Origin of the sequence: Chitinophaga sp. sic0106 (assembly GCF_019219075.1) — a bacterium.
In the GTDB taxonomy this organism is placed as follows: Bacteria; Bacteroidota; Bacteroidia; order Chitinophagales; family Chitinophagaceae; genus Chitinophaga.
In genome coordinates, this window is the sequence record NZ_JAHUWJ010000015.1 from 37059 (window position 1) to 63796 (window position 26738).

Genomic DNA, 26738 nt, shown 5'->3' on the forward strand with positions numbered 1-26738 from the left:
GCTGGTTAATAAATGTATTTTAAAGAGATATAATACCCGCTAAAGTGGGGCAAAAGTAAAAACTTTTACCCTACTTTAAAAATCGCCGGGCGTTAATAAACCCCATAGTTTTTCAGGGTTTCACCTCATTTGTTCTTTATGCATATCTTTTAAAACTGACCTGGCCACAAAGGCCAGCAGCAACACAATCCCGATAATGCCTGCCCATATCCATCCTTCACTGTTGAAAAAAGAGGATGGCGGTGCAACTGTATCCGTCGCCAGAGCATGGATGGCGCCATGGTCAATCACCTGTAAATGTGCCGGAACATCCTTGCTAAAATATTCCAGGTCAAATTTTCCTGCAGGCATATCCGCACCTCCGCCCTTAATAGCATAAGCCTGGTCTTTCTCCAGGTATGCCGTTAGCCAGATGCTGGGCTGCCAGGCATGTACGGCCGTAATTTCCAGCGGAGGATTATCTTCATTAATTACTTCCAGGTAAATGCCAGCGGCCTGTATTGGTTCATCCAGCACTACGGATGGCGGCTGATCGGAGGACAGGTAGAAAGACGCCAGCGTTCGCGTGGTGGCGGGTATCTTTTTTTTCCTCATCGCCGGAATTCTTTCCTGCAACAATACCTGCCGGTGGTATAACGCGGGCGACTTAATATCAAACGTCAGTTTACCTACCAGGTAGGGCTCCTTTAAACTGAGGGTAAGTCCGGTGATATGGGTATTATTGTCTGTATACTGCTCCAGCACAGGATCTGGCAAATCAGTAAAAGCCGCTGGCAGCGCAATGTTTTTATCATTTCCTCTGCTTTTTATCGTATCCATCCTCTCCACCAGGCAGGGTTGCGCCTGCCCTCCCTTCACCACCCTGAAATTAGCCAGCTCCGGATAGCTCAGTTTCGCCACCATGGCCGGCTGCAAGGCTATATTGTAAAACCCGGTGGTGGCCACTTTAGGTAGTGGCGCCTCCCAGGAAAAATGTAATGGTTGCTCCTGTGCATGGGCGGAACCAGCCACCAATACTAACAGGATGTTGCGCAGGTATTTAATCATGGGTAACTTCATTAACTGCGGCATTTTCATCTGCCAATAATAATTTTTTTAAACGCTGGTACATAAAGGAGATGATCAGCAGTATCACCCCGAGGGAAATAAATGCGGCAATCTTCCCTCCTTCCCCGAGGCCCCTGAAGTCGAAAAAGAACAGCTTCAGCAGCGTGAGTCCGAATACTGAAATGGAGATAATCCTCACCATACGCGATTTCCATTTCAGGCCAAGGTAGATCAGCACAAAGGCATAGATGCCCCAAAGAATAGCATAACCTACCCGCTGCGTGCGATAAAGTATACCGTCTTCGCTGGTGATATCCGCATGGCTGCTGTACAATACCAGGTGATCCAGTTCAGCACTGATCAGGTAAAGTATTACCACTGCAAATCCCCAGTATATCACGTTGTGCAAGCGTTGGTCGTTTTCCCTGCGGATCGCTTTCAAGAGCTGGAATAACATCCCTCCAAATAATCCCAGCAAAATATAATGCACAAAGAAGCTGATAGCCGGCAGGTGGCCTTCCGCTACTTCCAACCGCACATCAATCACAGCAGGGTTATAATACACGGGATAAAGCAAAATATTTATTGCAGCCAGTACCAGCGCTGCTTTGCGGAAAATGGAATTTTTGTCGTGCACAAATAATAACAGCAACGTAACTGCCAATGAGTTGTAGGCGCCAAATATCACAGGCGTCAGCATTGGGCAGTACTTATTGCTCTGGTAATTGATTTCCAGCAGCAGCACCACATAAGACACCAGGCAGGTGATCACGGTAATGAACACACGATACTCCGTCACCGATAGTAGTCCAACAAATGGCTGGGATGGGTCTTCTTTCCGGGAGAGTTTCACCAGCATTACATGTGCGGCTACTGCCACTGCACCGGTTATAAAGGCATGATTGAGGAAAGGCATCATGCGGGCCTGTCCTGGTCCGTAAAGCTGCATCCAGTCCATCAGCAGGCTAATGAGCATGAGCCCATGTACCAGCAAGGCGGCGTACTTCATCAGCACGATGCCTGATTTTTGCCAGAGCCATACCAGCAGCACCGCTTCAGCGGCCCAGAAGAGCGTGATATAATTGCCCTGCAGCTGTACAGGTGCGGCCAGGCTCGCAAAGGAAAGCACCAGACCTATCAGCAGGTATATCAGCACCTTATCCACCCGTGTATTACGGTAAAGGGTATACGCAAATATGCAGTTGAATATAGCCACCAGCGTGGTAAACAGGCCACTCCATTTATCCAGGTACATATTGTTGAGCAGTAGCATGCCAGCGGCATAATACAGGAAGGTATTACTGAGGAGGATAGCAATATTGAGCCACGTGAATTTCTGCTGGTTGCGTACATTATTGATAATGTTCATCACAAAAAACACCACATAAAAACAGGTAGCGAAAAGCAGTCCGGCGCCATATCTGGCGGGCTTACCCGGGTTGCCCCCGCTCATCTGCCAGGTAAGCCACCCGCCGAAAAGGAGTACAGTCGCTACATAACTTATGATGTTTACCAGGTTCCATTTTTTATAATAGGCGGTAACGATCATGCCTATATTTAAAATAAGAATGTAGGTAAACAAGGCGATGATATTACCATTACCAGTGCTCACAAAAAAAGGTGCGCCAAAGCCACCCAGCACGGCAATCACGGCCAGCTCCTGCCGGTCGTAGGCTATTGCCAGCAGCACGGTGAAGGCCGTTACTACTACGGTGAGCGCAAAGGCCACTCCCTGGCTAAACAGATGATATTGATGAAATGCAATGGCGATAGTGAAATACAGTACAGCCACCCCACCACCTACCAGCACAGAACTGAAGGCCGCAAAGGTTTTGCGGAGGCGATAGGATAAGCCGAGCAGCAAACCTGCGGTGATAAAACCGATGAAAGTGCGGCCAATTTCATTGATCCAGTCCTTATCAATGGCATATTTCAGGAAGAAGCCAATGCCGAGTACCAGTATGGCAATCCCGATTTTATTAAAGAGATTTTCTCCGATAAACTTCTCCAGATCAGGGTTTCGCTCCCAGAATCCAGGGGACGGCACCGGGGATTCTACAGGCTCCGGCTCGGGGATACTAACAGGCGGTATCACCTCCATTTGCGGAAGTGGGGCTATCACCTCTTCTATCACTGGCCTTAACTTATCTTGTATTGGTTTTGGCGGTTCAGGTATCACAGGCGGCACCGGCAGAGGTTCCGGCTCAGGCGCCGGTGCCTTCGGAAGTACTGGTGCAATACGGTCGAGCAGCATTTCCAGGCCGTGCAGCCGGGAATGAAGCTCCTGGATACTTTTGCTGGTTGCACCCTTGAAGGATACTACCAAAAGCAGGATGGCTACCAGCAACAGAAAAATTAAAGTTTCAAACATGGTTATAAGAATGGCATTAGGCCACGCTTAAAAATAAGGATAGTTTGGAATCCCGGAGCAGCGAAAAGTATTTTTTGACTAAAATCAAAAAATGAAAACTAGCAAAAAAAGAAAGCCTTACAGTATAAACTGCAAGGCTTTTTGGGGACAAACTGGGTTTATTTGGAGAATAAATTGGCTTTGATATTCACCGAAAGCATAGGACTCGTATATGCTTTTATTTCCGAAGGCTGCGAAGTATAGAACAGTTGCAGCTCGTACTGCGACATAATCTTAAATCCCGCGCCTACGGTAAAATTTTTGGTTGAATGATACAGGGCCTGCACGTTGGCCATGTCCTGTAAAAACTGTACAGAGGCGCCCAGATCCAGCACATTTTCATAACCTTTTATTTCCGAGAAAGCTACCTTAGGAATGATGCTGTTCACGGTTTCCGTTAGTTCAAATTTATAGGCGGCACTGGCAAAGAAGGTAGTCTTGCTGATAAACTCTTTTTGGTCCTTATCCACCCGCTCCCGGAGGGAAGGCACGGCCACCTGGAAGTTGAAGTGATCATCTGTATACGCAATACCCACATCGCCATCCATTTTCAGACCGGTATCGTTGTAGCCCTGTAAGGTAGGATCACCGGCGCTCCCCACCAGTTTTTCCTGATCGATCCGCTGGTGTATAAAGCCACCTGAAATACCAAAACTAACGCGTTGATGGTTGGTACCAACCGGCAGATGGTAGGCATAGGTTAAAAGGGCTTTGGTATGTTGCAATACCCCGGCTTTGATGTTGGTCACATTAAGCCCCAGTCCTACCCTTTTGCCGGCGTTGTAATCAGCGGTAAACAGAATGTTAGTGGGCGCACCTGCTATATTATCCATCTGCCGGTGATAGCCTGCAAATACATGCAGCCCATCCTCCGCACCAGCCATGGCGGCATTGCCCAGGTATTGATTAAAAAAGTACTGTGCCGGCTGGGTACTTGTTTGAGCGGCAGCGCGTTGGAGGAAGGCCGGCAACAACAATAACATTGTTGCCAGCTTGAATATATTTTTATTGGTCATGTTCCTTTTGTTTATCTGACGATAGTGAGGTATCCTTTAATAACCGGTTTGTCTTTTATGGTAATTGTATAGAGATAAACTCCTGTTGCAAGCGTGTTCCCGTTCCTGGTACCATCCCATTCATTTCGGTACCCCTTCCGCTGATACACTAACCGACCGGCCTTATCAAATAATTTCACTTCGTTATCCGGGTATTGGTCGATGTGTTCAATCACCCATTTGTCGTTATAGCCATCATTGTTAGGTGTGATCACATTATTGACTTTCACCGGCGGTACTTCCTGCACGCCTTGCACTTCCAGCATAAAGGTTTGCATACTGGCACATTCACCGGATTTGCCCGTTACCTCGTAGGTGGTAGTGATAGTTGGCGCCACTGTAATTGATGCAGCCTGACTTTCGACGGTATTGTTATACATGCGCCATTCATACGTAGTGGCGTTACCGTTAGCAGTGAGTACCACCGGCGTTTGTGCTTTTACAGGCATGGCCGGGTTGCTGCTGATGGTGAATACCGGCATGGCATTCACGGTAAGGTTAAAGGTGGCCGACACCTGATCCACGCCGCCGTTAGCTATACCTCCGTTATCTTTCACTATTACGGTAATCTTCGCCATGGCTGCAACATTTTCTTTCAGTGTGTAGCGGATAGTGGCTGCATTAGCGCCATTGCCTACGATTTCAAGCAACGAGAAAATGTTTTTATCAACAGATACTGTAAGCGTGGTGGTTTGACTGGCTTCCGGCCCTGCACTGATGTCAGTTACAGCGATCGTTTGAACAGCGGCATCAAAGCATAGGGCTTTATCAGCGATGGCCCCGATAGCAGGCACTTCATTTACATCCAGGAGTTGTAAGGTAAATGCAGTTTCTACAGCAAGTCCTGACTGAGCAATAGCTTTTACGCGGATACGGTAAGTGGACTGACTTTCGTAGTCCAGTGCCGCAGCAGTGTACAACTGGCCGTTGGCGATAGTGAAGCGATTATTATCATTATCCCCTTCCCCGCTTACTAGCGTATAGTCATAAACGTTAGTGGATGGTTCGGCCTGAAAACTACCGGCAGCCGTTTGTGCCGGCATATTTTCGTACAGGGGTACAGGTGAGAAATTGATTTTAGTCACCGGTGCAGCTGTAACCGTCAGGGTAGCATTTTGGTACTGGAAAACGTAGTTATCAGCAGCAGCACCGTTTACAACAATCGCATAAGTACCTTCCGGGCTTGCGCTGGTAGCAGTAGTGCTGGTTTGTGGGGCTGATTTCAATACCGCAGCTGTTTCGTTATTTACAAAACCACTAAAGGTGTAAGTGAGGGCGGGCAAAGTGGCACCACGGGCCATTGTTTTATCTTCCGCTGTTACCAGGAGCGCAGCGGGGGTAATATCAAATGTGGCGGGATTAAACGTGAGGGTATAGTTAGCAGCCGCCAGGGTTCCACTGGTAATCTGGTAAGACTTCACCCCTTCTCCCTCTTCGCGGGCTGCTTTCCCTGTAAACATATCACCGGGCAATAAGGCTCCTTGTGTAATGGTGTAGGCAAAAGTGGACGGATCATTTTGACCGTATACCTTCCGCGCGGGTGTAGCCGTTACAGTGAGGGGCCGGGGCAAAATTTCACCAGTGGTGGCGATGGATGGCAGTAACAGGTCGTAGTATGCCGAGCTGGCACCTTTTAATGCAAGCTGCTCCCAGGTGATTCCCACTGCTGTGCCTTGATTTTTGGAGGCATAAACTGCGGTACCTGTTATATCAATATCAGCGCCAGGCAGCACACCAGTAAGGGAGTAATTTGCCGGTTGAATGGTAGCTGTTGTTGTGCCATCGTATACCTTAGAGATAACGGGTGTACTGTTCATGGTTAACAGCAACGCTTTACGCAGAACGGTGATATCAGTTTGCACCATCGTTTTCCCATAAGTAGCATCTTCCTGCTGTGTGACGGTGATAGTGGCAGTACCAGGTTTCAGGACTTTAACTTTTCCATCTTCCATAACGGCTACGGCTGTATTATTGCTGCTAAAGCTAACGGCGCCGCTACTGTTGGAAGTATACGGCCAAACAGCAGGCGCATCCCCGTAGGTGAAGGTATTATTAGCTGGAATATTTATTGTAGCTGCGCTTTTGAGAGTAATGGAGGTAGAAACAGTACAGCTGTTAGCATCTGTTACCATACACGAAAAAGTGTTTGCTCCCAGGTTGTTGACCGTTTGGGTAGTAGCGGCAGATACCGGCCATAAGTAGGTATACGCGCCGGTGCCACCGGTAGCGCTAACGGTGGCCGTACCATCAGTGAGCCCCGGTGCGGTTGGGTTGGTCGCAGTAATCTTTGCTTCCAGGATGGCAGGCTCTTTTACGGTTACCTCCGCTTTGGTTTCACACTCATTTTCATCTTTGATAGTAACGGTATATAAACCTGCTGCAAGCCCGGTAGCAGTTGCATTGGTACCACCTATAGGGCTCCAGGCGTAGGAATATCCACCCTCTCCGCCGGTAACGTCTACAGTGGCGGTGCCGTTGGCTTGTCCGTTACAAAGTGTAGGTGTAGATGAGGCGGTAACAGTCATGGCAACACCATCCAGAATGGTGAAGGCCTGGGTAGCCTGACATCCTTTTGAATCCGTGATGGTAACGGTATAATCTCCGGCTGCCAGGTTATATGCAGTTGATCCGGTACCTACACCTCCACTCCAGGAATAGGTATATGTACCCGAACCGCCAGTCACTACCACTGCGGCTTCACCGGTTTTACCTCCTTTACAGCTCACATCGGATTTATAGGGTTTCACCACGAGCGGGGCCGGACTTACCAGCTCTACAAATCGCTCCGCCACACAACCTTCCGGGCTGGTGACGCGCACTGTATACTGCCCCGCCCCCAGGCCCGGCATTGAGCTGGTGGTATTCCCTGAAGGCGTCCATAAATAAGTATATTGCGGGGTGGCTCCTTTTACATTTACCGAAACCAAACCATTCATTGAATTACTACAGGTAGGGTCAATTTTGTTAACCATGGCGTCCATCGGCGCAGGTTCAGTAATCGTAAAGCTGCGTGTAACCGAACAATTACCATCATTGATGGTAACTACATACATGCCAGGGGCCAGGTTGGAGGCTTTCGCCGCCGTACCTCCGGAAGGCGCCCAGGAATAAGTATAGATTCCACTTCCACCGCTCACTGTTACTTCAGCGGTGCCATCGGATTTGCCATTACAGGTAACATTTTTGGAATCTGTGATTACGGACAAGGCAGCAGGCTGCGTGATTGTGAAATCCTGCTTTTTCACACAACCATAAGCATCCGTAATTTGCAGGGAGTACCTGCCGGCGGCCAAGGTAAACGCATTTGGAGTAGTAGTCCCGGTGCCAGGCCATGCCGGATAGGTGGGTGATGACCAACTGTAGCTGTACCCAGGAGCTCCCCCTGAAGCTATAGCGATGATAAAGCCGTCGTTCCCCCCGTTACATAAAACATTGCCAGTAGGCCCTGCTACGGTAATTGCACTTGGTTGAGTAAGTGTAAAGTCTTTTTCAATGCTGCAACCTTTGTCATCGGTAATGACCACCTTGTAGGCCCCTGCGGCCAGACCCGTTGCCGAATTAGTTAAGCTGACGGCCGGCGTCCATACATAGGTGTAACGGCCAGATCCTCCTGATGGACTCAGATTTATCGCACCGGTATTACCACCATTACAAGCTAGGGTAGTCATGCCGGAAATGCTGGTCACCGGTTTCACGTTGAGCCGGACAATTTGTGAAATGGTAGTTTCTCCGTTTGATACAACACATCGGAACTGGTACCCATCCATGGACTCCGGTATACCCGTCAAACTAAGCATGGGAGTTTGAGCATTGGAGTAAATTCCCCCATCCACTATATCCTTATAGCTACCACTCTCTAATACCTGCCATTGATAACTGGTAGCACCGGTGGCAGCAATAGTAAAGCTTACATTTCCTTCCGGACATACTGCTTGAGTCAATGGCTGCAAGGTAATGACCGGAGCAGCATATGGCATCATTACTGCCGGATTTACATCAGGTTTATCATCCGGAAATAAAGCCCTGGCGCTGCCAGGTAAAGCATTCATTAGTAGCATTCCCACTAAGGGGATCACACCTAATCTGGAGTAAAAGTATTTCATAGTAATCATTGACGTATAAGGATGGTTAGATTCATATAATTGCACCCAACAGCAGGTTCCCTGTTTAGATAAATAGGTTAATGCATTCAAAAGTCAGGAAAAAGGGAAGTTCGAAATCAGCCAATAGGTAAGTGCAGGTGAATAATCTGGCAAATGCTGTTCTCTGTCTGGAAAATCATGGCTATTTCAATAATTATCTTAATTTGAACCCGATGAAGTACAATTGCCTGGTAATAGAAGATAATCTGATTGAGCGGGATCTTTTAGAAATGTATCTTGATAAGATTAACATCCTGAAAATCGAAACCATTTGTGAAAATGCGGCGGAAGCATTGAAGGTATTGTCCACCCAACCAATCGACATCGTTTTTTCAGACATCGACATGCCGGATATTTCCGGTATTGAATTACTGAAAGGTCTGAAGCACCCGCCAGTATTCATTTTCATCACCTCCCACCTGGAACATGCAGCCGAAAGCTATGATCTCGATGTGTTGGATTTCATCGTAAAACCGGTGAGCATAGAACGGTTAATGAAGTCGGTCAACAAAGCAGTGGAATACCTGGATCTCAAAAAAAAGGTAACGCCAACGGCAATACCCAAAAAAGAAGAAGATTTTTATTTTCTGAAAGACAGTAAAGGCTACTCCAGGCTGAATCCGGAGGACATAGTTTATATTGAAGGCCTCGGTGATTTCTCCAAACTGCATACCAGCGATGGGCAGGCGCATACCGCGCTGATTAACCTGAAAAACCTAGCGCTGCAATTGCCCGGGATCTTAGTGCGGGTGCATAAACAATACCTGATCAACTTCAGCAAAATACTAAGTGTAAGTACCCATGACATATTACTGGAGGGTGGATGCAATATTCCACTCAGTCCGTCCTACCGCGACGAATTGTTACAGCTGATCCAGCACCGGACCCTCACCAGAACTGTAAAAAATTGGGATTAAACCTGGCTATATGGCATTGAAAGCTCGAAGGTAGTGCCGCCCTGTACATTGCGTGCCGCGCTAATATTGGCATGCATCATGGCAGCAAAGGTTTTACATAAAGTGAGCCCGAGCCCGAAACCTTTTTCACTATTGGTACCCCTGGTACTGCGACTAACAGCAACACTATCGCTATTAAACCATTCCTGCTGAGCGGCACTCAAACCCACGCCTGTATCGGATATACGGAGTTGCAGGCAAGATGTGGCCTGCACAATACTGATAGCAATCTGCCCACCTTCCGGTGTAAATTTAATAGCGTTATTCAACAGGTTCCGGACAATCAGCGCCACCATATTAACATCTCCAAAGGCGGTAGCTGCGCCGTCCTGCGTATAATTTAGCTGCAGTTTTTTGCGGGCGGCATCACTTGCTGCTGCATCCACCAGTTCTTTCACTACCGTACTGATATCGAGCATTTGTAACTCCGGCTTGAAACCCTGCATCTGGCTATAGGCCCAGTTAAGCACATTATCCATCATGTTGGATGCATGGCCGAGGGTGGTTGTCAGGCTAAGCGTGTAGGCTTTGAGTTTATCCTCGCTGAGGTTACCATGTTCCAGCAGCCGGGTAAAGGATATGAGGGAGTTAACTGGTGCACGCATATCATGACTCACCATTCCAAGTATACGATCTTTCACTTTCCCCAGTTCTTCCAGTTCCGCTTTTTGTGAGGATATCACCCGGTTCAGCTGTGCTGTTTTGCGGTTAGCACGGTAGATCAGCAGTGCTGCCCCGGATAATCCCAGCAGTATCACTCCCAGGAAGATGGCCAGGTTACGGTTGAGCTTAGTTTTATTTTCCTGGATGAGTATTTTTTCGTCGCGGGATTTTCTGTCGAGATTAGCGTTTAGGCGTTGCCGTTCGAGCTCATTTTCTTTCTGCAATTTCTCGCGTTCCAGTGTTGCCTGCCGCTGCAGGAAGGCCAGTTTTTGAATCCTGCTTTCCCGTTCTTTTAGCTCCAGTGCCTGTTTTCGCTGGGTGGCTTCCAGCGTTCTTTTTTGTAAGGCCAGGCTCATCGTGTGCTGCTGGTGCTTGTAATCATTCTCTTTTATCAGGAAATCCAGTTGCATTCGTTTACGGGTGATCTCCCGTTCGTTCTGTTCGTTAAACAGCTGGTCGCGATACCGGATATAAGCTTTATAGTGGTCCAGCGCCACAGTGTATTGCTGTTGCTTTTCTGCCAGAGTACTCAATGCCAGTTGCGCATCCCGTTGCACCTGCGGCCACTTTCCCTCCTCTCCTATCTTTAACGCTTCTGACACCAGTGGGGCAGCGTCTGCGTATCGCTGTTGACTCATCAGAAATTCGGAGAATGATAAGAGGCTGTTGGCGTATAGCGATATATCCGTCATTCCCTTATTATACTCCAAAGCCTTCCGGAAGGCGTGTTCAGCCGCTTCCACATCTCCATTCATGCTATATATTCTGCCACGGGTAACATTAATATCTCCCAAAAGATCATATACCTGCACCTGATTTGCAGGGCCCTCGGCAAGCGCCAGGTATTGCAAGGCTGCCTGCATTTTTTGTGTTTTACTCATGCCCAGTTTCTGCTCATCAGCCTGGAAGTAAATGCTTGCGAGTTCGGAGCAACTCAGGGCAATGCCATATTCGTTTCCTTTTGTATTTTTAAATACCTCCAGCGCTTTATGCAGATAGGCAATCGCTTGTTGATATTGCGCCAGCCCCTTGTAGGCACTGGCGATATTCACCTGGCATCCAGCGGCACTTTCCTTATCACCCAGTTCATTGAATACGGCAACGGCTTCCAGATTGGCATGCAGGGCTTTATCATAATCCGGCCAGGATGCGTACATAGCGCCCAGGTTATAGTAAATATCTCCATATAATTGCCGGTAACCAATTTCAGTTGCTTTCTTTATCCCTGTTTTATAGGCTTCTTCAGCAGGTATATACTTTCCGCGACTGTGATAATAATATCCGAGATGATACCAGGCATCGCCGGCAGATCGGGGTAGTTTTAGTTTATCGGCCAGCCGCATGGCCTTGCCGGTATATGCCACCACCTGCGCTTCCTGATTCAATTTAGCGTAGCACTTATAGAGCTTTTCATAGCGCTCTAAGCGGGCTTTGTCCTCCGTTGGGAAGTGCCGGTCGGCCAGCAACAGGCTGTCGATAGTTTGCTCCAACTGCTGGCGTTGGGCAGTGGCGGTTTGACATAGGAATAATAGTAATAGCAGGTAGTAATAACACAGTTTCATGGTACCAGGGCGATTCGGAATATCGGCGCAAGGTACGAAACCGGTTGATAATCTGCTAGTTTTAGCTACATCTGAAACACATTAAAGCGGTGCCCATCGGGATCTGCGAAAACAAAACCATAATAACCTTCTCCAAATGCCGCTGGTTGGGACACAATAGTACCACCGGCCTTTCGGATTTCTTGCTCCCATTGATCCACCTCCTCCCTGGTGCCGGCGCTTAGGGTGAATATGATTTCATTACCGGCTGTAGCATCCACGATGGGTCCCATCATTGCGGGCGTTAGTATCTCCCTTAAAAAAAAGTGTATGATAAAATTTTGCTCCCCAAAGAAAAAGCTGGTGAGCTGATCCGATGCGCCATTGTGTTTAAAGCCAAGCGCTGTATAGAAGGCAGTAGTACGGCTTAAATCCTGTACGCTGTAATTAGCCCAGATTTTTTTCACTTTCATATGCAATTAGTTTTATCCAAAAATAGGGCAATGAACAATAAAGCAGGGTGGTGAAATGCGAAATTATCCGGGGGTATTCCGTCATTTTTTTAGGGAGATGGAGGTGCTTATACATCTATATCCAGCCCATTCACCATCCTGATATACTCATACTGCAAATCCTCATGTAGCGTATCTATCGCCTTTACTGACTTCTTCAGCAACTGCATATAGATGTTATGGATCTGCACATTGCGGCTGCTCACCATAGCCGCATCTTTCATATGCTGACATATATACAGCAGCAAGTCCGCTTCCGTTTCCTTTTCCCCAACATAGCGTATATACTTGTTCGTTATACGTATAATCTTTCTCAATTTTTTCTTGGCGAGATAAGATTTCTCGCTGTTGATTTCTACAAATGCCTCATCAATTTCTGCTTTGATAGCCGCTACGTATGCAGGCAGGTCCTCTGCCTCAAACAGCAGGTAGGTCAGCAGCTCCTTGTTTTCTGCCTTGAATTTTGCCAGGCGCAAACATACCGTCACCAGGCTCTCGTGCGGTAAGGTTTTTAATTCTTTTTTTATATCGTTAACCGATGCAGACTTCATAATTCCTAAGTTATTCCACCGGCTGCGGTTCAGCTTTGTCCGCCAGCCAGGAATTAAAGATAGTATAGAATACAGCCATAATGATAGCGCCTTTGAAAATTCCTGTAAATCCCCATGCTGCGGCACCTCCTATGACGCCCAGGAATAGAATTAAAAATGGCAGCTTTCCGCTTTTAGCCATCAGCACGGGCTTTAAAATCGCCTCTCCTATCTGCAGGCCGGCACCATAAATCACCAGGAACAGCGTAACACCCGGATGCCCCTGTGTAGCCATCCAGATGATCACCGGAATCCAGATCAGCAGCGGGCCTATTTGTACCAGCACTACTAAAAACACCAGGGCAGAAAGCAGCAAAGCAAACGGCACACCGCCAATCGCAAAGCCGATCCAGGATACTACGCCGGAAATAAATGCCGTTCCCATCACCCCAATCGACACGCCCCGTACCGCCATGATCGTGGCTTCCAGCAGTTCCTCCCCATCCTTTTTACCCAGCAGGTGCTGTATGGCCAGTTTAAATGGCCGCACCGCCGCTTGCCCGCCTACCAGGAAAAAGGCAGACACAATAATACCGATGATCAGCTGCAGCGCCGCCCCAATAATTTCCGCGCCACTGCTCACCACATGCTTAACGACTACGCCTACTTGTTTTTCATGGCCTGTCAGCGTGGCATGTGGACTTGCCCGCAATCCCTGCCAGTACGCATTAATATCCGGGCCTATGTACGGCAGGTTCACCATCCAGGCGGGCAAGGGGGGCAACCCGTTTTGCCGCGTATCGTTTACCCACTCCACAATTTCACGCATGTGCGAGCTGAGGGCGCTGATGATATAGGTTACCGGCAGTGCTATCACCGCAACCAGCAACACCGCATATATAACGGCTACCAATGTACGCCTGCCGCCCATCTTCCCTACCATCTTTTCAAACAATCCATGAAAAGAAACGGAGAAAATAAGCGCAAAAGTGAGTACGCCGAAGAAGATATGCAGTACCTGGTAAAGAGCCAGCAGTAAGCCTAGCAGCAAGAGCAGCACCAGTATGGTTTCAATCAGGTTCCTGGAGCCGGGGCGATAGCGGTAATTCATAAGCATCAGTTTCGGTACTATGAATTTACGAAAAAGCCCAATGACACCGAAGTATCATTGGGCTGCATATCACAAGATGTAATTATTTATCAATCATCATCCTCTTTTTTCTTCTTCTCCAATATCACAAACCCACTTCGTTTAGGCGCCGGCATTACTGCCTCCTCTCCTCTGAAGAACTTCCAGATCACCTCATTTAACTCCAGGTCAGGAGCAGCATCTTCTTTAGTGAGATCATACTTCTCTGACTTTTTGCTGCTTTCGTTCACCGCTACATTGCGCTCCTCAAGATCCACCAGGGCAGGTTTCACGGTGTAAGGAGTAAAATCAGGGGTATCGGTAAAACATTCGTATAATGGCAATGCTGCCGCATCATACTGACTCATAGGTGGCAAACCCAGTATCAGCTCCATGGTACGCAGGAAACCAGAGGTGGAGTACATGTTATGCACTACCACTTTCCTTTTTACATAAGGGCCGATCACGAATGCCGGCGAGCGATGCGCATCCACATGGTCCGGGCCGTTTTGGGCATCATCTTCGAGGATGAAGACCACGGATTCCTTCCACACCGGACTATGCGACAAATGATCGAGCAACCGGCCTATGGCCAGGTCGTTGTCCGCCACGGCGGCCCTGGGCGAAGGCTTGCCTTTGCGCTGTCCGCTGGTATGGTCGTTAGAAATCCGGATGGTGCTAAACTGCGGCACCTGGTTAATAGCCAGCAGCGAATCGAAGTCGTGCTGCCACGCATCCACGCGTACCTGGTCTTTTATGTCCATGTCAAAGCCGGGGGAATAGGGCGACATATGCCCCTGCAAGCTTTTGAGATTCGCTTTATTATAGGAGCCAAACTCACCGTAGCTGCGATAGCTCAGGCCTGCGCGCTGGCAGTAATCCCATATAAACCCATCTTTAGGATAGGTTACGGGGCGCCCTCCTTCATAATTAGTGGTACCACCGCGGTTACCATAAGTGGTAGGCCAGGTTTTTTCTACTACATCGGTGGCATAGGCCGCCATGCTCCAGTTATGCCCGTCCGCACTTACTTCTGCATCTACATAAAAATTATCCAGCAGCACAAAGTGCTCCGCAAAAGCGTGATGGTTAGGTGTAATATTTCGGCCAAATAAGGTCAGTGAAGAATCGCCGTTGCCCTGCGGCAAATCGCCCAATACCTGGTCGTAGGTGCGGTTTTCCTTGATGATGTAAAATACGTGCTTAATGGGCGACTGCTCCCCTTGCTTCCTGGGAACAGGATTACCGGCTTCTCCATCAGCTAGCAAGGTTTTGGTATCAGAAAACGGGGTATTGGCATATACCTGACGGGTATACGATTTCAACTGTTCGGCTTTAGGCGCATCTATAAACGACAATGTCCCTTTAAAAAGTCCGGCAATATACTGCAGGCGACTGTTTGCAGTGCTGCCTGTATGAATACCACTATTATCCAGTTTACTCACCGGCTGTGGCCCTTGCGGATTCGGCAACGACGTGTTGCCCTTTCCGTTAGCCACTATTATTTTAGAACGCAGCACCTTCACACTGGTAGGATACCAGCCCACAGGGATAAAACCCATACTTTCGCTATGCCCCGGAACGGAGGTATTAAACACGCTCAGGCAGTTATTATCTGCATTAGCGATGTATAACGTTTTTTCATCCCTGCTAAGCGCAAGGCCATTGGTAGTGGAGCCGCTGAGCTGAGTAGGATACAGGGTGGTCGAAATGGTTTCTATCACCTTACTGTCGGCAGTACTGATAACGGACACCGTGTTGTCGTTAGCGTTAGCCACGTACAATATCGATCCTTTCTTATTGAGCAGCAGCTCATTCGGGTGATTACCTACAGCTATTAACTCGTTGATGGTGGCAGTAGCGGTGTTCACAACGGCTACGCTTGCTGTACCCCAGATGCTTACATAAAGTTTACTTTCGTCGGGCGACAACACACAGCTGTATGCAATATTTGGCAGTTGAATACGATGCAGTATTTGTTTGGAGGAAGGGTCTATGATGTATACTGCACTATCTTCTTTAGTGACGGTATACAGGCGCGTATTTTTGCTGTTCACCGTAATACCTGCAGGACTGATTTTTTGCGCCGGCCATGCTTTGCCGAGCCGGATGGTATCGGCTTTGCCCAGCTTACCTTTGCTGACCGGAAAGTTTAATATCCAGTTATCATTGGCACCGGAGGCGTACAGCTGCTTTTCATCTTTGGTGAAAGCGAGGCCATACCAGGCTTTACCCACCATACAGCTATCGAGCACCGTGGCGGTGGAAGGATCAATTAACTGAATGGATTGTGTACTTTGACCGTTGTTGGTGACAGCCAAGTATTTCCCGGAGCTGCTTAGCTGCAGGTTCAGCGGGAGATCGCCCAGCGGAATGGAATGTCCGGCGGGACTGAGCTTCCAGCCGTTCGGCAGGATGATCTGTCTGGTGTCCTGTTGCAATCCAGGTGTTTGTGCAAAGGTGCTGAAGCCCGTAAAGGCTAAAATGGACAGCAAAAATAATGATGATTTCATACTATGTAATAAGCTGTTGGCGCAATAGAAATGCGAAATTAATCAAAGAGCTAAAGGATTTTCCCGCGCTATATTATCTTATTATTAAACCCTGCCTGTTTAAAAATACAATATTTATCGCAGCACCTATTCACCAGCAATAGGATGCGTTTTACCGGAGACTGTCCGTCTGCATACCAAAAATGCCAGATTTTACGCCTACATTTGACCCCGAAAACTTATGAGAAAAAAGGTATTGTTTGATGCAGCTCCCCCGAGTAGACCAATAATCTGAGGATACAACCTGATATGTCAACCCGGTTACGGAAAGTAAATTAAGCACCTCCTTGATGCGCGATTCAGCAACTTTTTATTGAACACAAACAAGCACTATGCAAAACACAGACAAATCGCTCAAACGTAAAGTCAACTTTTTAATGTATTACGCTGTCATCAGCACCTCCATCTTTTTAGTATTTATCCTTTCTTCTTTTGTTGGAAGAGATAAAAATCTTACCGCGGACGAGCTGACCGTAAAGCGCATCACTGTCGTGGGAGAAGATAACATTCCAAGAATGGTGCTAAGTAACGAAACCAGGCAGCACTCCGGCAGAATGGAAGGCAAGGACATCCCGAAACGTGACAGACCTGCCGGCATTATCTTCTTCACCAACAGGGGTGATGAGTGCGGCGGCATTGTGGCGGCTACCACTACTAAAGATGGTTCAGTGAATCATGGCATGTCTTTCACCATGGACAACTATCACGACGACCAGGTAATTCAGCTCTTAAATGATGAAACCTACGAAAACGGAAAGGCGGAGGTTTCACGCGGATTGATGTTTAATGAATATCCTGTGGGCAGCAATCTCATGGACCGCATGGCGAAAACGAAAGAACTGGAAAAAATCGCAGATCCTAAAGAACGTGATGCTAAAATCGGTGAACTGTGGAACAAGGAAGGTGCTAAGAGAAGGATGTTTATCGGCAGAAACGTAAATGCCGATGCGGGCGTATTTTTATATGATGCCAAAGGAAAGCCTAAAATGAAGATCTACGTGGATAAAGCGGGCAATCCTAAGATTGAGGTACGTGACAGTAGCGGACAGTATAAAAACATTATTCCGCAATAATCGGGCATTAAAAAAGGATGCTTTCTTTGCGAAAGCATCCTTTTTTAATTTTATGATTCAGGAAGATGTTAACCTCTCCCGTCAATTCTCTTGATTTCTTTTGCATAGTATCCTTTGGCATTTCTGTCGCGCAAAAATGATACCTTATCTTTTTCCTTTACAGGCACTAGTAAATCGTTCATATGAAAGAATATGTCTTCCCTGGATTGATCATCAGAAATAAACCCAAAACCTTTAGTGGAGTTGTAGAAGGTTACCATGCCCGTTCTCAGAGGATCCTCCGCTGGACGTGGAGTGGCACCAATCCTTATATCTTTTGAATCAATTTCCACTTTGTTGGAATGATCCGGTGGGGTAGAACTCAGGTTCCCGTATTCGTCCACATAAGCTAACATATCTTCCAGGCTTTTGCCCTTGTTATTGTTCTCTTTACGGTCCTGTTTCTTTTGAGCCTTGTTCTCTTTGGCTTTGGCCTTTTTATTTCTGTTTTCTTTTTTTGAGAAGGATTCTCCCATAGTTACTTGTTTTAGTTATATCGCAATATTGCACCAATACGATTTTTGTGTAATATGTTGAGTGAGATAATACGGCAGCTGGAAAAGCGTAAACTGAGGAAGAAAAGAAGAATTCCAGACTAGATCAGAAGAAGCCGAGGCAGGAGCCTGATATATTTGAATAAAGATACGATTAAAAACCGAATAAAGCGGGATTAATTTGAAAGTCAGGCTTATACAACATTTTTCTGCGATGGGTTATTCTGCTGGTAAAGGAATTAATTATCTTACGGTATAGTTGCGATACAACCATGCAAAACCCATAATTTTCGAGAGATGATACCTCAGTTTTCATTTTATCTTACCCTTATTGTAATTATCATCGCGATCATCATGCTGGCCAACAGGCTGAAGATTGCCTATCCGGTGTTGCTGGTAGTGGCAGGCCTGATCCTGAGTTTTATTCCGGGCGTTCCGTTGTTGCGGATGGACCCGGAACTGATATTTGTAATTTTCCTGCCTCCCCTGCTATACGAGGCCGCCTGGGCTATTTCCTGGAAAGAGCTGTGGCGCTGGCGCCGCATTATTGGCAGCTTTGCTTTTGTAGTAGTGTTCTTAACTGCCATGAGCGTGGCCTTTGTAGCCAATCACTTTATTCCCGGCTTTACGCTGGCATTGGGCTTTTTGCTGGGTGGCATCGTATCCCCGCCGGATGCAGTAAGTGCCAGTGCCATCCTCAAATTCGTGAACGTGCCTAAGCGGATGTCGGCCATACTGGAAGGAGAAAGTCTGCTAAACGACGCTTCCTCCCTCATTATTTTCCGCTTTGCCCTCATCGCCCTCAGCACGGGCCAGTTCATCTGGTACCAGGCCGTAGGTGGCTTTGCCTGGATGATCATAGGCGGCATAGGCATCGGACTCCTCCTCGCCTGGGTCATCATACAGGCGCAGAAGCGCCTGCCCACGGACGCTAATATGGACACCATCCTCACCATCATCACTCCTTATGTCATATACATGGTGGCAGAGGAAGCCCATAGCTCCGGCGTGCTCGCTGTAGTATGCGGCGGCCTGCTCATGTCCAACAAACGCCATACCTTCCTGAGCAATACCTCCCGCCTGCGCGGCGTGAACGTATGGCAAAACATCGTGTTTGTATTGAACGGATTAGTGTTTCTCCTGATCGGGCTGGACCTCCCCGAAATTACCGGCGGCCTGGAAGGCGTAAGCATGATGACTGCCATCGGTTACGGTGTATTGGTGACCGTAGTGCTCATCATAGGTCGCATACTGGCAGCCTATGGTGCCGTTATCGTGACCCTCATTGCCCGTAACTTCATAACGGTAGCGGATGCACGTAGTCCTGGATTCAAAGCTCCCCTGGTAATGGGCTGGACGGGCATGAGAGGTGTGGTATCCCTGGCGGCAGCGCTGAGTATCCCCGTAACCCTGCACGGAGCCCCGTTTCCACAGCGAAACCTGATTCTCTTTATTACCTTCATCGTTATTCTCATTACCCTGCTCCTGCAAGGACTCACCCTCCCCTACCTCATCCGGAAACTTGACCTGCCGCAATATGATGACTTCGTACCGGAGGAAGAAGCAGAAGCACTCATCAGGAAAGGGCTGGCTGATCATACGGTGCATTTTATCGAATCCCGCTTCGGGGACCGGGTCACCTCGGACCAACACCTGCGGCAACTGCAGGAAAAATGGAACAGCCTGTTGCAGGCAAGCAATGAAGAACTGCAAACGTTGTCCAAATCCGAAAGCTATGAGATCATCAACAGCCAGCGCGCATGGCTGCTGTCCCAAAATGCGGCCGACAAACATTTCGATGAGGAACTTATAAGGAAATATTTAACGAAGCTGGACCTGGAAGAAGAAAAATTGAAATACAGTTAATCACTGGTGGCGGCAGGACTAATTATAATCTTAACTGCAAACACACCTCACTAAGCTAAATTTTTGTTCAGGAAAGAGAGGTGTAACGGTGATCAGACATTTACCTATAACATAAACTGAAATTCTTGCGTTATTATAGCATGGCCCATTCAACTAATCAAGTAAAAAAACGCTGCCAAAAATTTGATCAATCAAATAATAATTAATATTTTCCAATTCGCAAATTATCTTTAACCCAAAGACCATTATATTCTTAGCTAATTCGGAAAAATAGATAGTTCGCTAATCTCAACAGTTTGTATACCTGAACCTATAAGTCATCATCCAAAATCTGTATTTAAGACTATGAAAACAAAACTCATCTATGGCATCCTATCGTTCCTATTTCTATTAGTAAATTCGTGCACTGATTACGATTCTTCTACTCCAACAGAAAAAGAAAAGGTTGCTCCACAAGCTCTGATTGATGCAGCAAAAACATGGTATGCCACGCAAATAAAATTGAAAGATACCGCTGATGAAAAACAATCGAATTATAAGCTAAAAATAAGATGGGAGAGTTCTATAATGTATCCGCAAAATAATGGCACTCACTTGTTAATTGCACCAACAGCAGATTTCAAACTGAACAACGACAAATATGGGTTCCTCCGAAAGGCAATATTCGTTGAAAAAGAGGGCGAAATAATTTCGGGAAATATTGTGGAGGCTTACGGAGATCCCAAAGTCCTTTCAAGTAAGAATAATAGCCTATTTGAACAAATTAACTCTTCCACAATTCCGAAATTTAATGGTGCTATCATAGTATACGATATAACCTATTTTCGATTAGAAGGACGCTACTATAAAGAAGGCATAGTACAGGGCAACTCAAAGTTAACATCCGGCGACACTTATCAGAATACCCTATCAGGCAAGCACACCACTCCCAGCCTGAGTACAGAGAGCGAACAGGATTGCAGATATGTTTTTCTCGTTACTTATTGGAGTGATGGTACTCAAACCTGGGATTTTCTATATTCCTATTGTATAGATACCGGGTCAAATCCAGGAGGCGGTGGTGGAAACACAACGGAAAATGCCTTAAGTAGAAACTTTAATGTTAATTCGGTTTATGGAGGTAATGGCAACAAACCAATCGCAGAATACCCTATAACATGCTCTGGTGTCCAGGGATCATGGGATAGAGCAGCCACTCTGGATAAAGAAGTTGTTAGTGTATTAACCGTTGACAACCGTGTTATGACAGTTGCTGTCCTGGGATATGATGGAGGTAGGGCTAGTGGCTTTTATATGCATGAAGGCCAGGCATATTATACTTATCCTGAAAGCCAGGGTGCTCCTCAACAACAATACGCTGGAATGATTAAAGCCGCAGGACAATATTTCATACCAATTCGGGCTACAATTCATACCCATTCACCATGTATACAAGATGGAACGGATGGTGTCTCTAATCAAACTTTAAGTAACGGAGACCAAAATATGGCAACCAGTTATCCATCCATCGTTCACTATATAATTGGTTGTGGGGCAATTGGACAATTCAAGGCCGGTGAAACAAGTGCTACTGTAATTGCTACCGGCCCTTTAAACGTAACGTGTTCCAGTATAAAATAAATTATGAAAGTCATTTTTCTATTTCCTGTATTACTTTTTTTCACACTTGATTGTATTGCTCAATCAAAATGCAATTTTGTTATTCAGCAAATTGTAATTAAGGATAGTGTAATTATTGAGGTAATTCAACAAGTAATTAATGAAGAAGAGAAAAGTCCTGATTCATTAAATCTCTTTAAAAGAAGACTCGGTTATGTGAACCTTTTTGTCTCAGAACAAAACAATGGAGATACAGTGTTGAAATACTTCATAACTCCCGCTATGTATTCAATAAAGAATGATGACAAGGACGAAATATATTCACCATATTATGCCTACATTAACAACAGACTGGTATTAGTATATCTCAATACATTAAAAAACATTTCTGATTGCCCTTATTCCGCTAAAAGCAAAAGGGCAATCAGAAAAAAAATTAATAAGTGCCTTGAAGCAACGAAAAAAGTGACCTTTTATGACATGAATAACCAACCTGTATTTACAGATAAACATTTCAGGAAGGACTATTTTAAATTTCATGCTGGCAAAACTGTCTATATACTAAAAAATCAAAAACGACTGATAATCAATAATAAATATCAGTAATATATCCGAATTACAGTGCTATTCAGAATATGATCGCTACTTGATTCACAAAATATATTACTAATAAACGGCATCAAAATGGGAATTACCCACCCCATAAAAAATATATACAAGACACTATTACTTACATGTTTCTACTTAGTGGTAACAGGTTTCTTCTCCATTCAAATATTCACCACAGAAAGCAGAAAGAACAAGTTTATTGAATATGACCAGCATCTGCTATTTTTCCTTTCAGGAATTGCAGGTATATTGTGTATAAATTTTCTGATCTCTTCAAAAGTACTAGTATTCAATAGGATTGACGCAATTATTATCCTTTTCACAATATATGCATTACTTAACCTAATCATTTCGCACCAAACCTATTTTATACCCCATTTTGTGGGATTTCCACTTTTAATCGCATATTTTTTCTTTAAATATATCAACAAATTAAAGTTCAATAAATCACTTATAAACTGGGGATTTATAGTTTCTTATATCACATTTCTTTTTTTAGACTTAACAAATGAGTCACTATTTCATAGTGGCCATATAGAGATAAAAGTCATAATTGGAATACACTTTTTGTTAGCGATAGCGCTAAAACGATCATGTTTCTTGGAACAGAAGACAATCCAGGATCACCTCATAAACCGTTTACAAAAAAGGCAAAAGTTTATAGACGAACTTTTTCGAAGAATAACAATAGCCTAGCAGCTATTAAATCAGAGGCTGAAATTGTTCCATCTCTATTTCTGGATGACAAAATAATAGATGTTACTGACCAATATGTGACTTGCAAGGACATAACAATACCTGTTAAAGAAATAGATTCAAATAAATACGCTTACATTGGTGTTTTTGACAACAATGACTGGGTTCCTATTGACTGGGGAAAAATTAAGAATAATCAGGTAACATTTAGAAAAATAGAAGTGGGTATTGTATACGCCCCATTATATTTCGGCAGAAATGGTATCCAAATGGCTAATTCTCCATTTATTCTGGATAGCATGGGAAAAACTACCTTTCTAATTCCTGAAGCTCATAAATTAAGTATACATAAAAGGATGGAGATAAACAGAGTATTTCCCGACACACCAGATGATTTTTACGTAGGTGATTTTGACAGTGCGCGCTTTCAAGGATCCAATGATCCAAATTTTAATGCGAATACTGATTTGTATATTGTCCCCAGACACCCTCTACCTTATTGGAATACAATAAGTCTCAATTCTAAACAAGCTTTCAGATATATCAGATGTTTACCCTCCCATTCAATGAATTGTTGTTTGGCTGAAATTGCTTTCTATAGTGGGCCAAATAAGCTAAAAGGAAAGATTGTCAGCTTCAATGAAAGTACAATTAAAAACTCCCAGACAGGTCCTGAAATGGCTATGGACGATAATTTTTATACTGCTTTCGAGACACATAAGGGGAAAGTGGGTTGGATTAGATTTGGGAAAACCTATTCAAATCGATAGCATTAAGTTCTCCTCAAAAATTTATAAAAAAAGGGAAAATTATCTTGTGGAAGGTCATTTATATGAATTGTCTTATTGGGATCGTGATGGATGGAAATCATTTGGGAAAAAATATGCAAGGGAAGAAAAATTGATATTCTACAATCTACCCCAAAATGCCTTGTTTATTCTAAAAGATTTGACTAAGAAAGCTAAAAGTAGAATTTTCACGATAAATGCTGGACGGCAAATTTGGTGGTAACTACCAAGGCATGGTTGCTTAGTCCTTCCATTAGGCGCGAAAAAATGTATCCGTTCCCGTTAGTTTTCAGGGAGATGTAAATGCTGCATATTCAACCCCATCGGATATCCCTGGAACCAGGGATTTATCCTGCTGCCTATTGCATTTTTATTTTTATCCCTTACATTTGAAGCCCAGGCCCAGCCTGATACCTTAACCCACATATCTTTGGTAACCATGACTGATGTGAATAACCTGGCGGCTGCGCTCAGGAAAAGCCAATGGGCCGATGCCCTGCAACGGATACAACAGAACGAGCAATTGCAAAAAGATCTTGCCGATCATGATAAACGATATATCTACGATCAGTTAGCCAGAGCAAAGCAATATGAAATACTGCTTGCACTGGCCGATAATGGCAGTATTGATACCGACGTATACGAATACGAATCGCTGGACAGGTCGGCACTGGAATGTGTACTCCGATACACCACCCATGAGCCGGCATCACTTGATTTTCTCACAAAATTCATCGCAAAGTTCGACAATATCAATGATGCCGTCAACAATAAAACATTGCTGCAACTGGCTTTCACATTAAACGTTCCCGTAGAAGCCATCGCTATCCTCGTAAACGCCGGCTGTGATCCCCGGTTCAAAAATAATTATGAGGAGAACTACCTGTTTAATATCACCAGGGAATTCAGCATCAGGGAAGATACCGGTATTAAGTACCTGGAATATCTCATGGATCAGGGCATTGACCCCAACGATGGTAATATCGTGAAAGAAACGCCGCTGCACATCGTAATAGGTAACCGAAAATTAAAATACATGCAGCTGCTCCTGGAGCGGGGCGCTGATCCTAATCAACCCGGTAAAAATGAAGAATCAGCCTATTATGCTGCACTCGTACACCAGGTATGCGAAGCTGCGATGTATGAGCAACTGACAGCGTATGCCCCGGCAGATTTCAACCAGGCCAATAAATCAGGTGAAACACTGATCTGTGGAGCTTTACGTATGCGCAGCAGGGCTTCTGCTGAAGAAGTGGCATTAATAAAATTATTATTGAGAGACGGGGCCGACATCTATCAAACCTCCCCGTATTATAGCAAACTAAAAGCAGCACTCGACTGGGTAGCTGAATACCCTGCTGAAATGCTCGCCGGCATACTGGAATCCGGAGTGGTTGACGTCGACCGGAGAGACGATGAAGGGAACACACTGCTGCATAAAGTATGTGGTTACAACGTGAACTACGACCAAAAGGCCGCACAACATCTCTACAAAAAAGTAAAATTATTACTTGAAAACGGTGCAGATGCCAGCATCACCAACGACCGTGACCAAAGTGCCATGGACCTGGCCGGACAGGATAACCTGAAAGCCAAAGCGGTGGAACTTCTTCTCAAACAAAAAGCATAGTATTATGTCCATGTCTTTTATTGTTGCCTGTGAAAGCGGCAAACGTAAAATTGCCGAAATCCTGCTGGCCAACAACGAAGTTGATGTTACCTATACAGACGAAAAGGGCCGCACTGCCCTGCATTACGCCGCACACCACGGCTACCTGGACCTCGTAAAGCTGCTCCTGGATGCAGGCGCCGCACTCGACTACGAAGACCATAACGGCGAAACACCCTTTTATTTCGCCTGCCTGCAAAAACAAAAACAAACAGCCCTGCACCTGCTGGAAAGCGGCGCACGTACGGATATCAATGATTACAATGGTAATAGTCTCCTCCACCTCACTGCCCGCAGCGGTCAGAAAGAAGTGATGGAAGCCCTGCTCCGCAGCGGCAGCAATGCAGACGTTGCCAACAACGAAGCGGAAACGCCACTACTCATTGCGGCCGCCTGGCGTAATAAGGACATTGTACAGCTACTGCTGGACAACGGTGCGGATGTAAACACCACCAACAAAGCGGGCGACAGCCCTCTGCTGGTGGCCGTGCGCGCCAAAAATCCGGTGATTGCCGCCCAGCTCATTGACCATTACGCGAACCTCAATCACACCAACCATGCCGGCGAATCCGCCCTCCTGATCGCCTGCTACGATACCAACCGCGCATTAACCAACCTGCTGGCAGATAAAGGCGCAGATGTGAATATTACTTCTAAAGACGGATTGTCGCCCATCTGGTACGCCTGCGCCAACAACCAGAAAGAAATTGTGAGCATGCTGCTGGGCAAAGGCATTGACGTGAATTTCAGTCAGCCCGTTTCCGATAACACCACGGTGGTCAACAGCTACCTCGAATGGGTGGAAACAGCCAATAACTTCTCGCTCACCAGCACTTTTTCCTTTAACCACAGCTATTCCAACGGTGGCGAAAGTTTGCTGCATGTAGCCGCCAAAAACGGCCACCTCAGCATGGTGAAGCTGCTGCTCGAACAAGGCGCAAATATCAACATCCAGGATGAAGCCGGCAACAGTGCCCTGCACTACGCCGCATCGGCCGGAAAAAAAGATATCGTGAAATACCTGTTGGAACAGGGTGCGGACGTCAGCATCGTCAACAGCAAAGAGCAGAAAGCCATAGACTACGCTGCCATCAAAGGGTTTAATGAAACAGCTGCCCTGTTGTTGTCGTACAACTCCTCGCCGGCGAAAGCAGGCCCTGCTCCCGCTACTGCCGCTGAAGCCATCAATCCCATGGCCGATAAGAAAAAAGCGCTGCTGGATTTGAAAGAGCTGCTGGATGCAGGAATTTTATCGCAGGAGGAATTTGATGCAGAGAAAGCAAAGATCCTGAAAGGATAACCCTAAGCCCCGGATGCCGTTGACATCCGGGGCCGTTTCCCCCCAAACGAACATTTACCATTTCCCGT

At 46.0% G+C, this 26738-nt stretch carries 18 protein-coding genes; 8 read left to right on the plus strand and 10 right to left on the minus strand.

The genetic code is table 11. The annotated features are described in order from the left end of the window. Nucleotides 1-120: 120 nt before the first annotated feature. The 4 genes from KW844_RS20365 to KW844_RS20380 all read right to left on the minus strand — a co-directional run bounded on the left by KW844_RS20365 (nucleotide 121) and on the right by KW844_RS20380 (nucleotide 8615). On the minus strand, nucleotides 121-1059 hold the full coding sequence (locus KW844_RS20365; protein ID WP_218378629.1) for a hypothetical protein: 939 nt from the start codon (nucleotides 1057-1059) through the stop codon (nucleotides 121-123). Beyond that, nucleotides 1040-3418: a DUF2339 domain-containing protein gene (locus KW844_RS20370; RefSeq protein WP_218378630.1), complete on the minus strand. Its 2379-nt coding sequence runs from the start codon at nucleotides 3416-3418 to the stop codon at nucleotides 1040-1042. Before KW844_RS20370 ends, KW844_RS20365 begins: the two co-directional genes overlap by 20 nt. A 158-nt stretch (nucleotides 3419-3576) precedes the next feature. Next, on the minus strand, nucleotides 3577-4473 hold the full coding sequence (locus KW844_RS20375) for a PorP/SprF family type IX secretion system membrane protein (protein WP_218378631.1): 897 nt from the start codon (nucleotides 4471-4473) through the stop codon (nucleotides 3577-3579). Nucleotides 4474-4484: 11 nt separating this feature from the next. Beyond that, complete coding sequence (locus KW844_RS20380) at nucleotides 4485-8615, minus strand: MBG domain-containing protein (RefSeq protein ID WP_218378632.1); 4131 nt, start codon at nucleotides 8613-8615, stop codon at nucleotides 4485-4487. 212 nt (nucleotides 8616-8827) lie between these two features. Here KW844_RS20380 and KW844_RS20385 point away from each other — a divergent pair, with 212 nt between their 5' ends. Continuing rightward, nucleotides 8828-9571, plus strand: coding sequence for a LytTR family DNA-binding domain-containing protein (locus KW844_RS20385; protein ID WP_218378633.1), 744 nt, complete (start codon nucleotides 8828-8830; stop codon nucleotides 9569-9571). On the opposite strand, the gene KW844_RS20390 is transcribed toward KW844_RS20385, so the two are convergent. From KW844_RS20390 to KW844_RS20410, 5 genes are all read right to left on the minus strand, one after another. Continuing rightward, complete coding sequence (locus tag KW844_RS20390) at nucleotides 9568-11835, minus strand: tetratricopeptide repeat-containing sensor histidine kinase (protein ID WP_218378634.1); 2268 nt, start codon at nucleotides 11833-11835, stop codon at nucleotides 9568-9570. The two genes, KW844_RS20385 and KW844_RS20390, sit on opposite strands and share 4 nt — an antisense overlap. 65 nt (nucleotides 11836-11900) lie before the next feature. Then, entirely contained in the window at nucleotides 11901-12287 is a 387-nt protein-coding gene (locus tag KW844_RS20395) for a VOC family protein (RefSeq protein ID WP_218378635.1), read from the minus strand. A gap of 107 nt (nucleotides 12288-12394) precedes the next feature. Then, nucleotides 12395-12877, minus strand: coding sequence for a hypothetical protein (locus KW844_RS20400; protein ID WP_218378636.1), 483 nt, complete (start codon nucleotides 12875-12877; stop codon nucleotides 12395-12397). A 10-nt stretch (nucleotides 12878-12887) separates the two neighbouring features. Further along, a complete protein-coding gene (locus KW844_RS20405; protein ID WP_218378637.1) occupies nucleotides 12888-13967 on the minus strand; it encodes an AI-2E family transporter in 1080 nt (359 codons plus the stop codon). Between the two features lie 89 nt (nucleotides 13968-14056). Beyond that, the gene (locus KW844_RS20410) at nucleotides 14057-16498 is read right to left on the minus strand and encodes a bifunctional YncE family protein/alkaline phosphatase family protein (RefSeq protein WP_218378638.1); all 2442 of its coding nucleotides are present in this window, start codon (nucleotides 16496-16498) and stop codon (nucleotides 14057-14059) included. Between the two features lie 371 nt (nucleotides 16499-16869). Here KW844_RS20410 and KW844_RS20415 point away from each other — a divergent pair, with 371 nt between their 5' ends. Beyond that, nucleotides 16870-17610 (plus strand): hypothetical protein, encoded by a 741-nt coding sequence (locus KW844_RS20415; protein WP_218378639.1) that lies wholly within the window; start codon nucleotides 16870-16872, stop codon nucleotides 17608-17610. Nucleotides 17611-17678: 68 nt separating this feature from the next. Here the strand turns inward: KW844_RS20415 and KW844_RS20420 are convergent, their stop codons facing one another. Beyond that, entirely contained in the window at nucleotides 17679-18125 is a 447-nt protein-coding gene (locus KW844_RS20420) for a cold-shock protein (RefSeq protein ID WP_218378640.1), read from the minus strand. A 315-nt stretch (nucleotides 18126-18440) separates the two neighbouring features. On the opposite strand from KW844_RS20420, the gene KW844_RS20425 reads away from it, so the two are divergent. From KW844_RS20425 to KW844_RS20450, 6 genes are all read left to right on the plus strand, one after another. Then, nucleotides 18441-20009 (plus strand): Na+/H+ antiporter, encoded by a 1569-nt coding sequence (locus tag KW844_RS20425; protein WP_218378641.1) that lies wholly within the window; start codon nucleotides 18441-18443, stop codon nucleotides 20007-20009. 345 nt (nucleotides 20010-20354) lie between these two features. Further along, entirely contained in the window at nucleotides 20355-21629 is a 1275-nt protein-coding gene (locus KW844_RS20430) for a hypothetical protein (RefSeq protein WP_218378642.1), read from the plus strand. Between the two features lie 3 nt (nucleotides 21630-21632). Next, nucleotides 21633-22214, plus strand: a complete 582-nt coding sequence (locus KW844_RS20435; protein WP_218378643.1) for a hypothetical protein — start codon at nucleotides 21633-21635, stop codon at nucleotides 22212-22214. A gap of 596 nt (nucleotides 22215-22810) precedes the next feature. After that, nucleotides 22811-23683 (plus strand): hypothetical protein, encoded by an 873-nt coding sequence (locus KW844_RS20440; protein ID WP_218378644.1) that lies wholly within the window; start codon nucleotides 22811-22813, stop codon nucleotides 23681-23683. 457 nt (nucleotides 23684-24140) lie between these two features. After that, entirely contained in the window at nucleotides 24141-25331 is a 1191-nt protein-coding gene (locus tag KW844_RS20445) for an ankyrin repeat domain-containing protein (RefSeq protein ID WP_218378645.1), read from the plus strand. Between the two features lie 4 nt (nucleotides 25332-25335). Further along, nucleotides 25336-26670 carry an ankyrin repeat domain-containing protein gene (locus KW844_RS20450; protein ID WP_218378753.1) on the plus strand — a complete coding sequence of 445 codons (1335 nt, stop codon included), beginning with the start codon at nucleotides 25336-25338 and terminating at the stop codon, nucleotides 26668-26670. The last annotated feature ends 68 nt before the right edge of the window (nucleotides 26671-26738 follow it).

Bases quoted from the DNA above. Each gene is read 5' to 3' on its own strand.
- KW844_RS20370 (WP_218378630.1), bottom strand. From the start codon at position 3,418: ATGTTTGAAACTTTAATTTTTCTGTTGCTGGTAGCCATCCTGCTTTTG.
- KW844_RS20420 (WP_218378640.1), bottom strand. From the start codon at position 18,125: ATGGGAGAATCCTTCTCAAAAAAAGAAAACAGAAATAAAAAGGCCAAA.
- KW844_RS20450 (WP_218378753.1), top strand. From the start codon at position 25,336: ATGTCCATGTCTTTTATTGTTGCCTGTGAAAGCGGCAAACGTAAAATT.
- KW844_RS20445 (WP_218378645.1), top strand. From the start codon at position 24,141: ATGACTGATGTGAATAACCTGGCGGCTGCGCTCAGGAAAAGCCAATGG.
- KW844_RS20425 (WP_218378641.1), top strand. From the start codon at position 18,441: ATGATACCTCAGTTTTCATTTTATCTTACCCTTATTGTAATTATCATC.
- KW844_RS20390 (WP_218378634.1), bottom strand. From the start codon at position 11,835: ATGAAACTGTGTTATTACTACCTGCTATTACTATTATTCCTATGTCAA.
- KW844_RS20380 (WP_218378632.1), bottom strand. From the start codon at position 8,615: ATGAAATACTTTTACTCCAGATTAGGTGTGATCCCCTTAGTGGGAATG.
- KW844_RS20415 (WP_218378639.1), top strand. From the start codon at position 16,870: ATGCAAAACACAGACAAATCGCTCAAACGTAAAGTCAACTTTTTAATG.
- KW844_RS20410 (WP_218378638.1), bottom strand. From the start codon at position 16,498: ATGAAATCATCATTATTTTTGCTGTCCATTTTAGCCTTTACGGGCTTC.
- KW844_RS20395 (WP_218378635.1), bottom strand. From the start codon at position 12,287: ATGAAAGTGAAAAAAATCTGGGCTAATTACAGCGTACAGGATTTAAGC.
- KW844_RS20435 (WP_218378643.1), top strand. From the start codon at position 21,633: ATGAAAGTCATTTTTCTATTTCCTGTATTACTTTTTTTCACACTTGAT.
- KW844_RS20405 (WP_218378637.1), bottom strand. From the start codon at position 13,967: ATGAATTACCGCTATCGCCCCGGCTCCAGGAACCTGATTGAAACCATA.
- KW844_RS20365 (WP_218378629.1), bottom strand. From the start codon at position 1,059: ATGAAGTTACCCATGATTAAATACCTGCGCAACATCCTGTTAGTATTG.
- KW844_RS20440 (WP_218378644.1), top strand. From the start codon at position 22,811: ATGTTTCTTGGAACAGAAGACAATCCAGGATCACCTCATAAACCGTTT.
- KW844_RS20430 (WP_218378642.1), top strand. From the start codon at position 20,355: ATGAAAACAAAACTCATCTATGGCATCCTATCGTTCCTATTTCTATTA.
- KW844_RS20375 (WP_218378631.1), bottom strand. From the start codon at position 4,473: ATGACCAATAAAAATATATTCAAGCTGGCAACAATGTTATTGTTGTTG.
- KW844_RS20400 (WP_218378636.1), bottom strand. From the start codon at position 12,877: ATGAAGTCTGCATCGGTTAACGATATAAAAAAAGAATTAAAAACCTTA.
- KW844_RS20385 (WP_218378633.1), top strand. From the start codon at position 8,828: ATGAAGTACAATTGCCTGGTAATAGAAGATAATCTGATTGAGCGGGAT.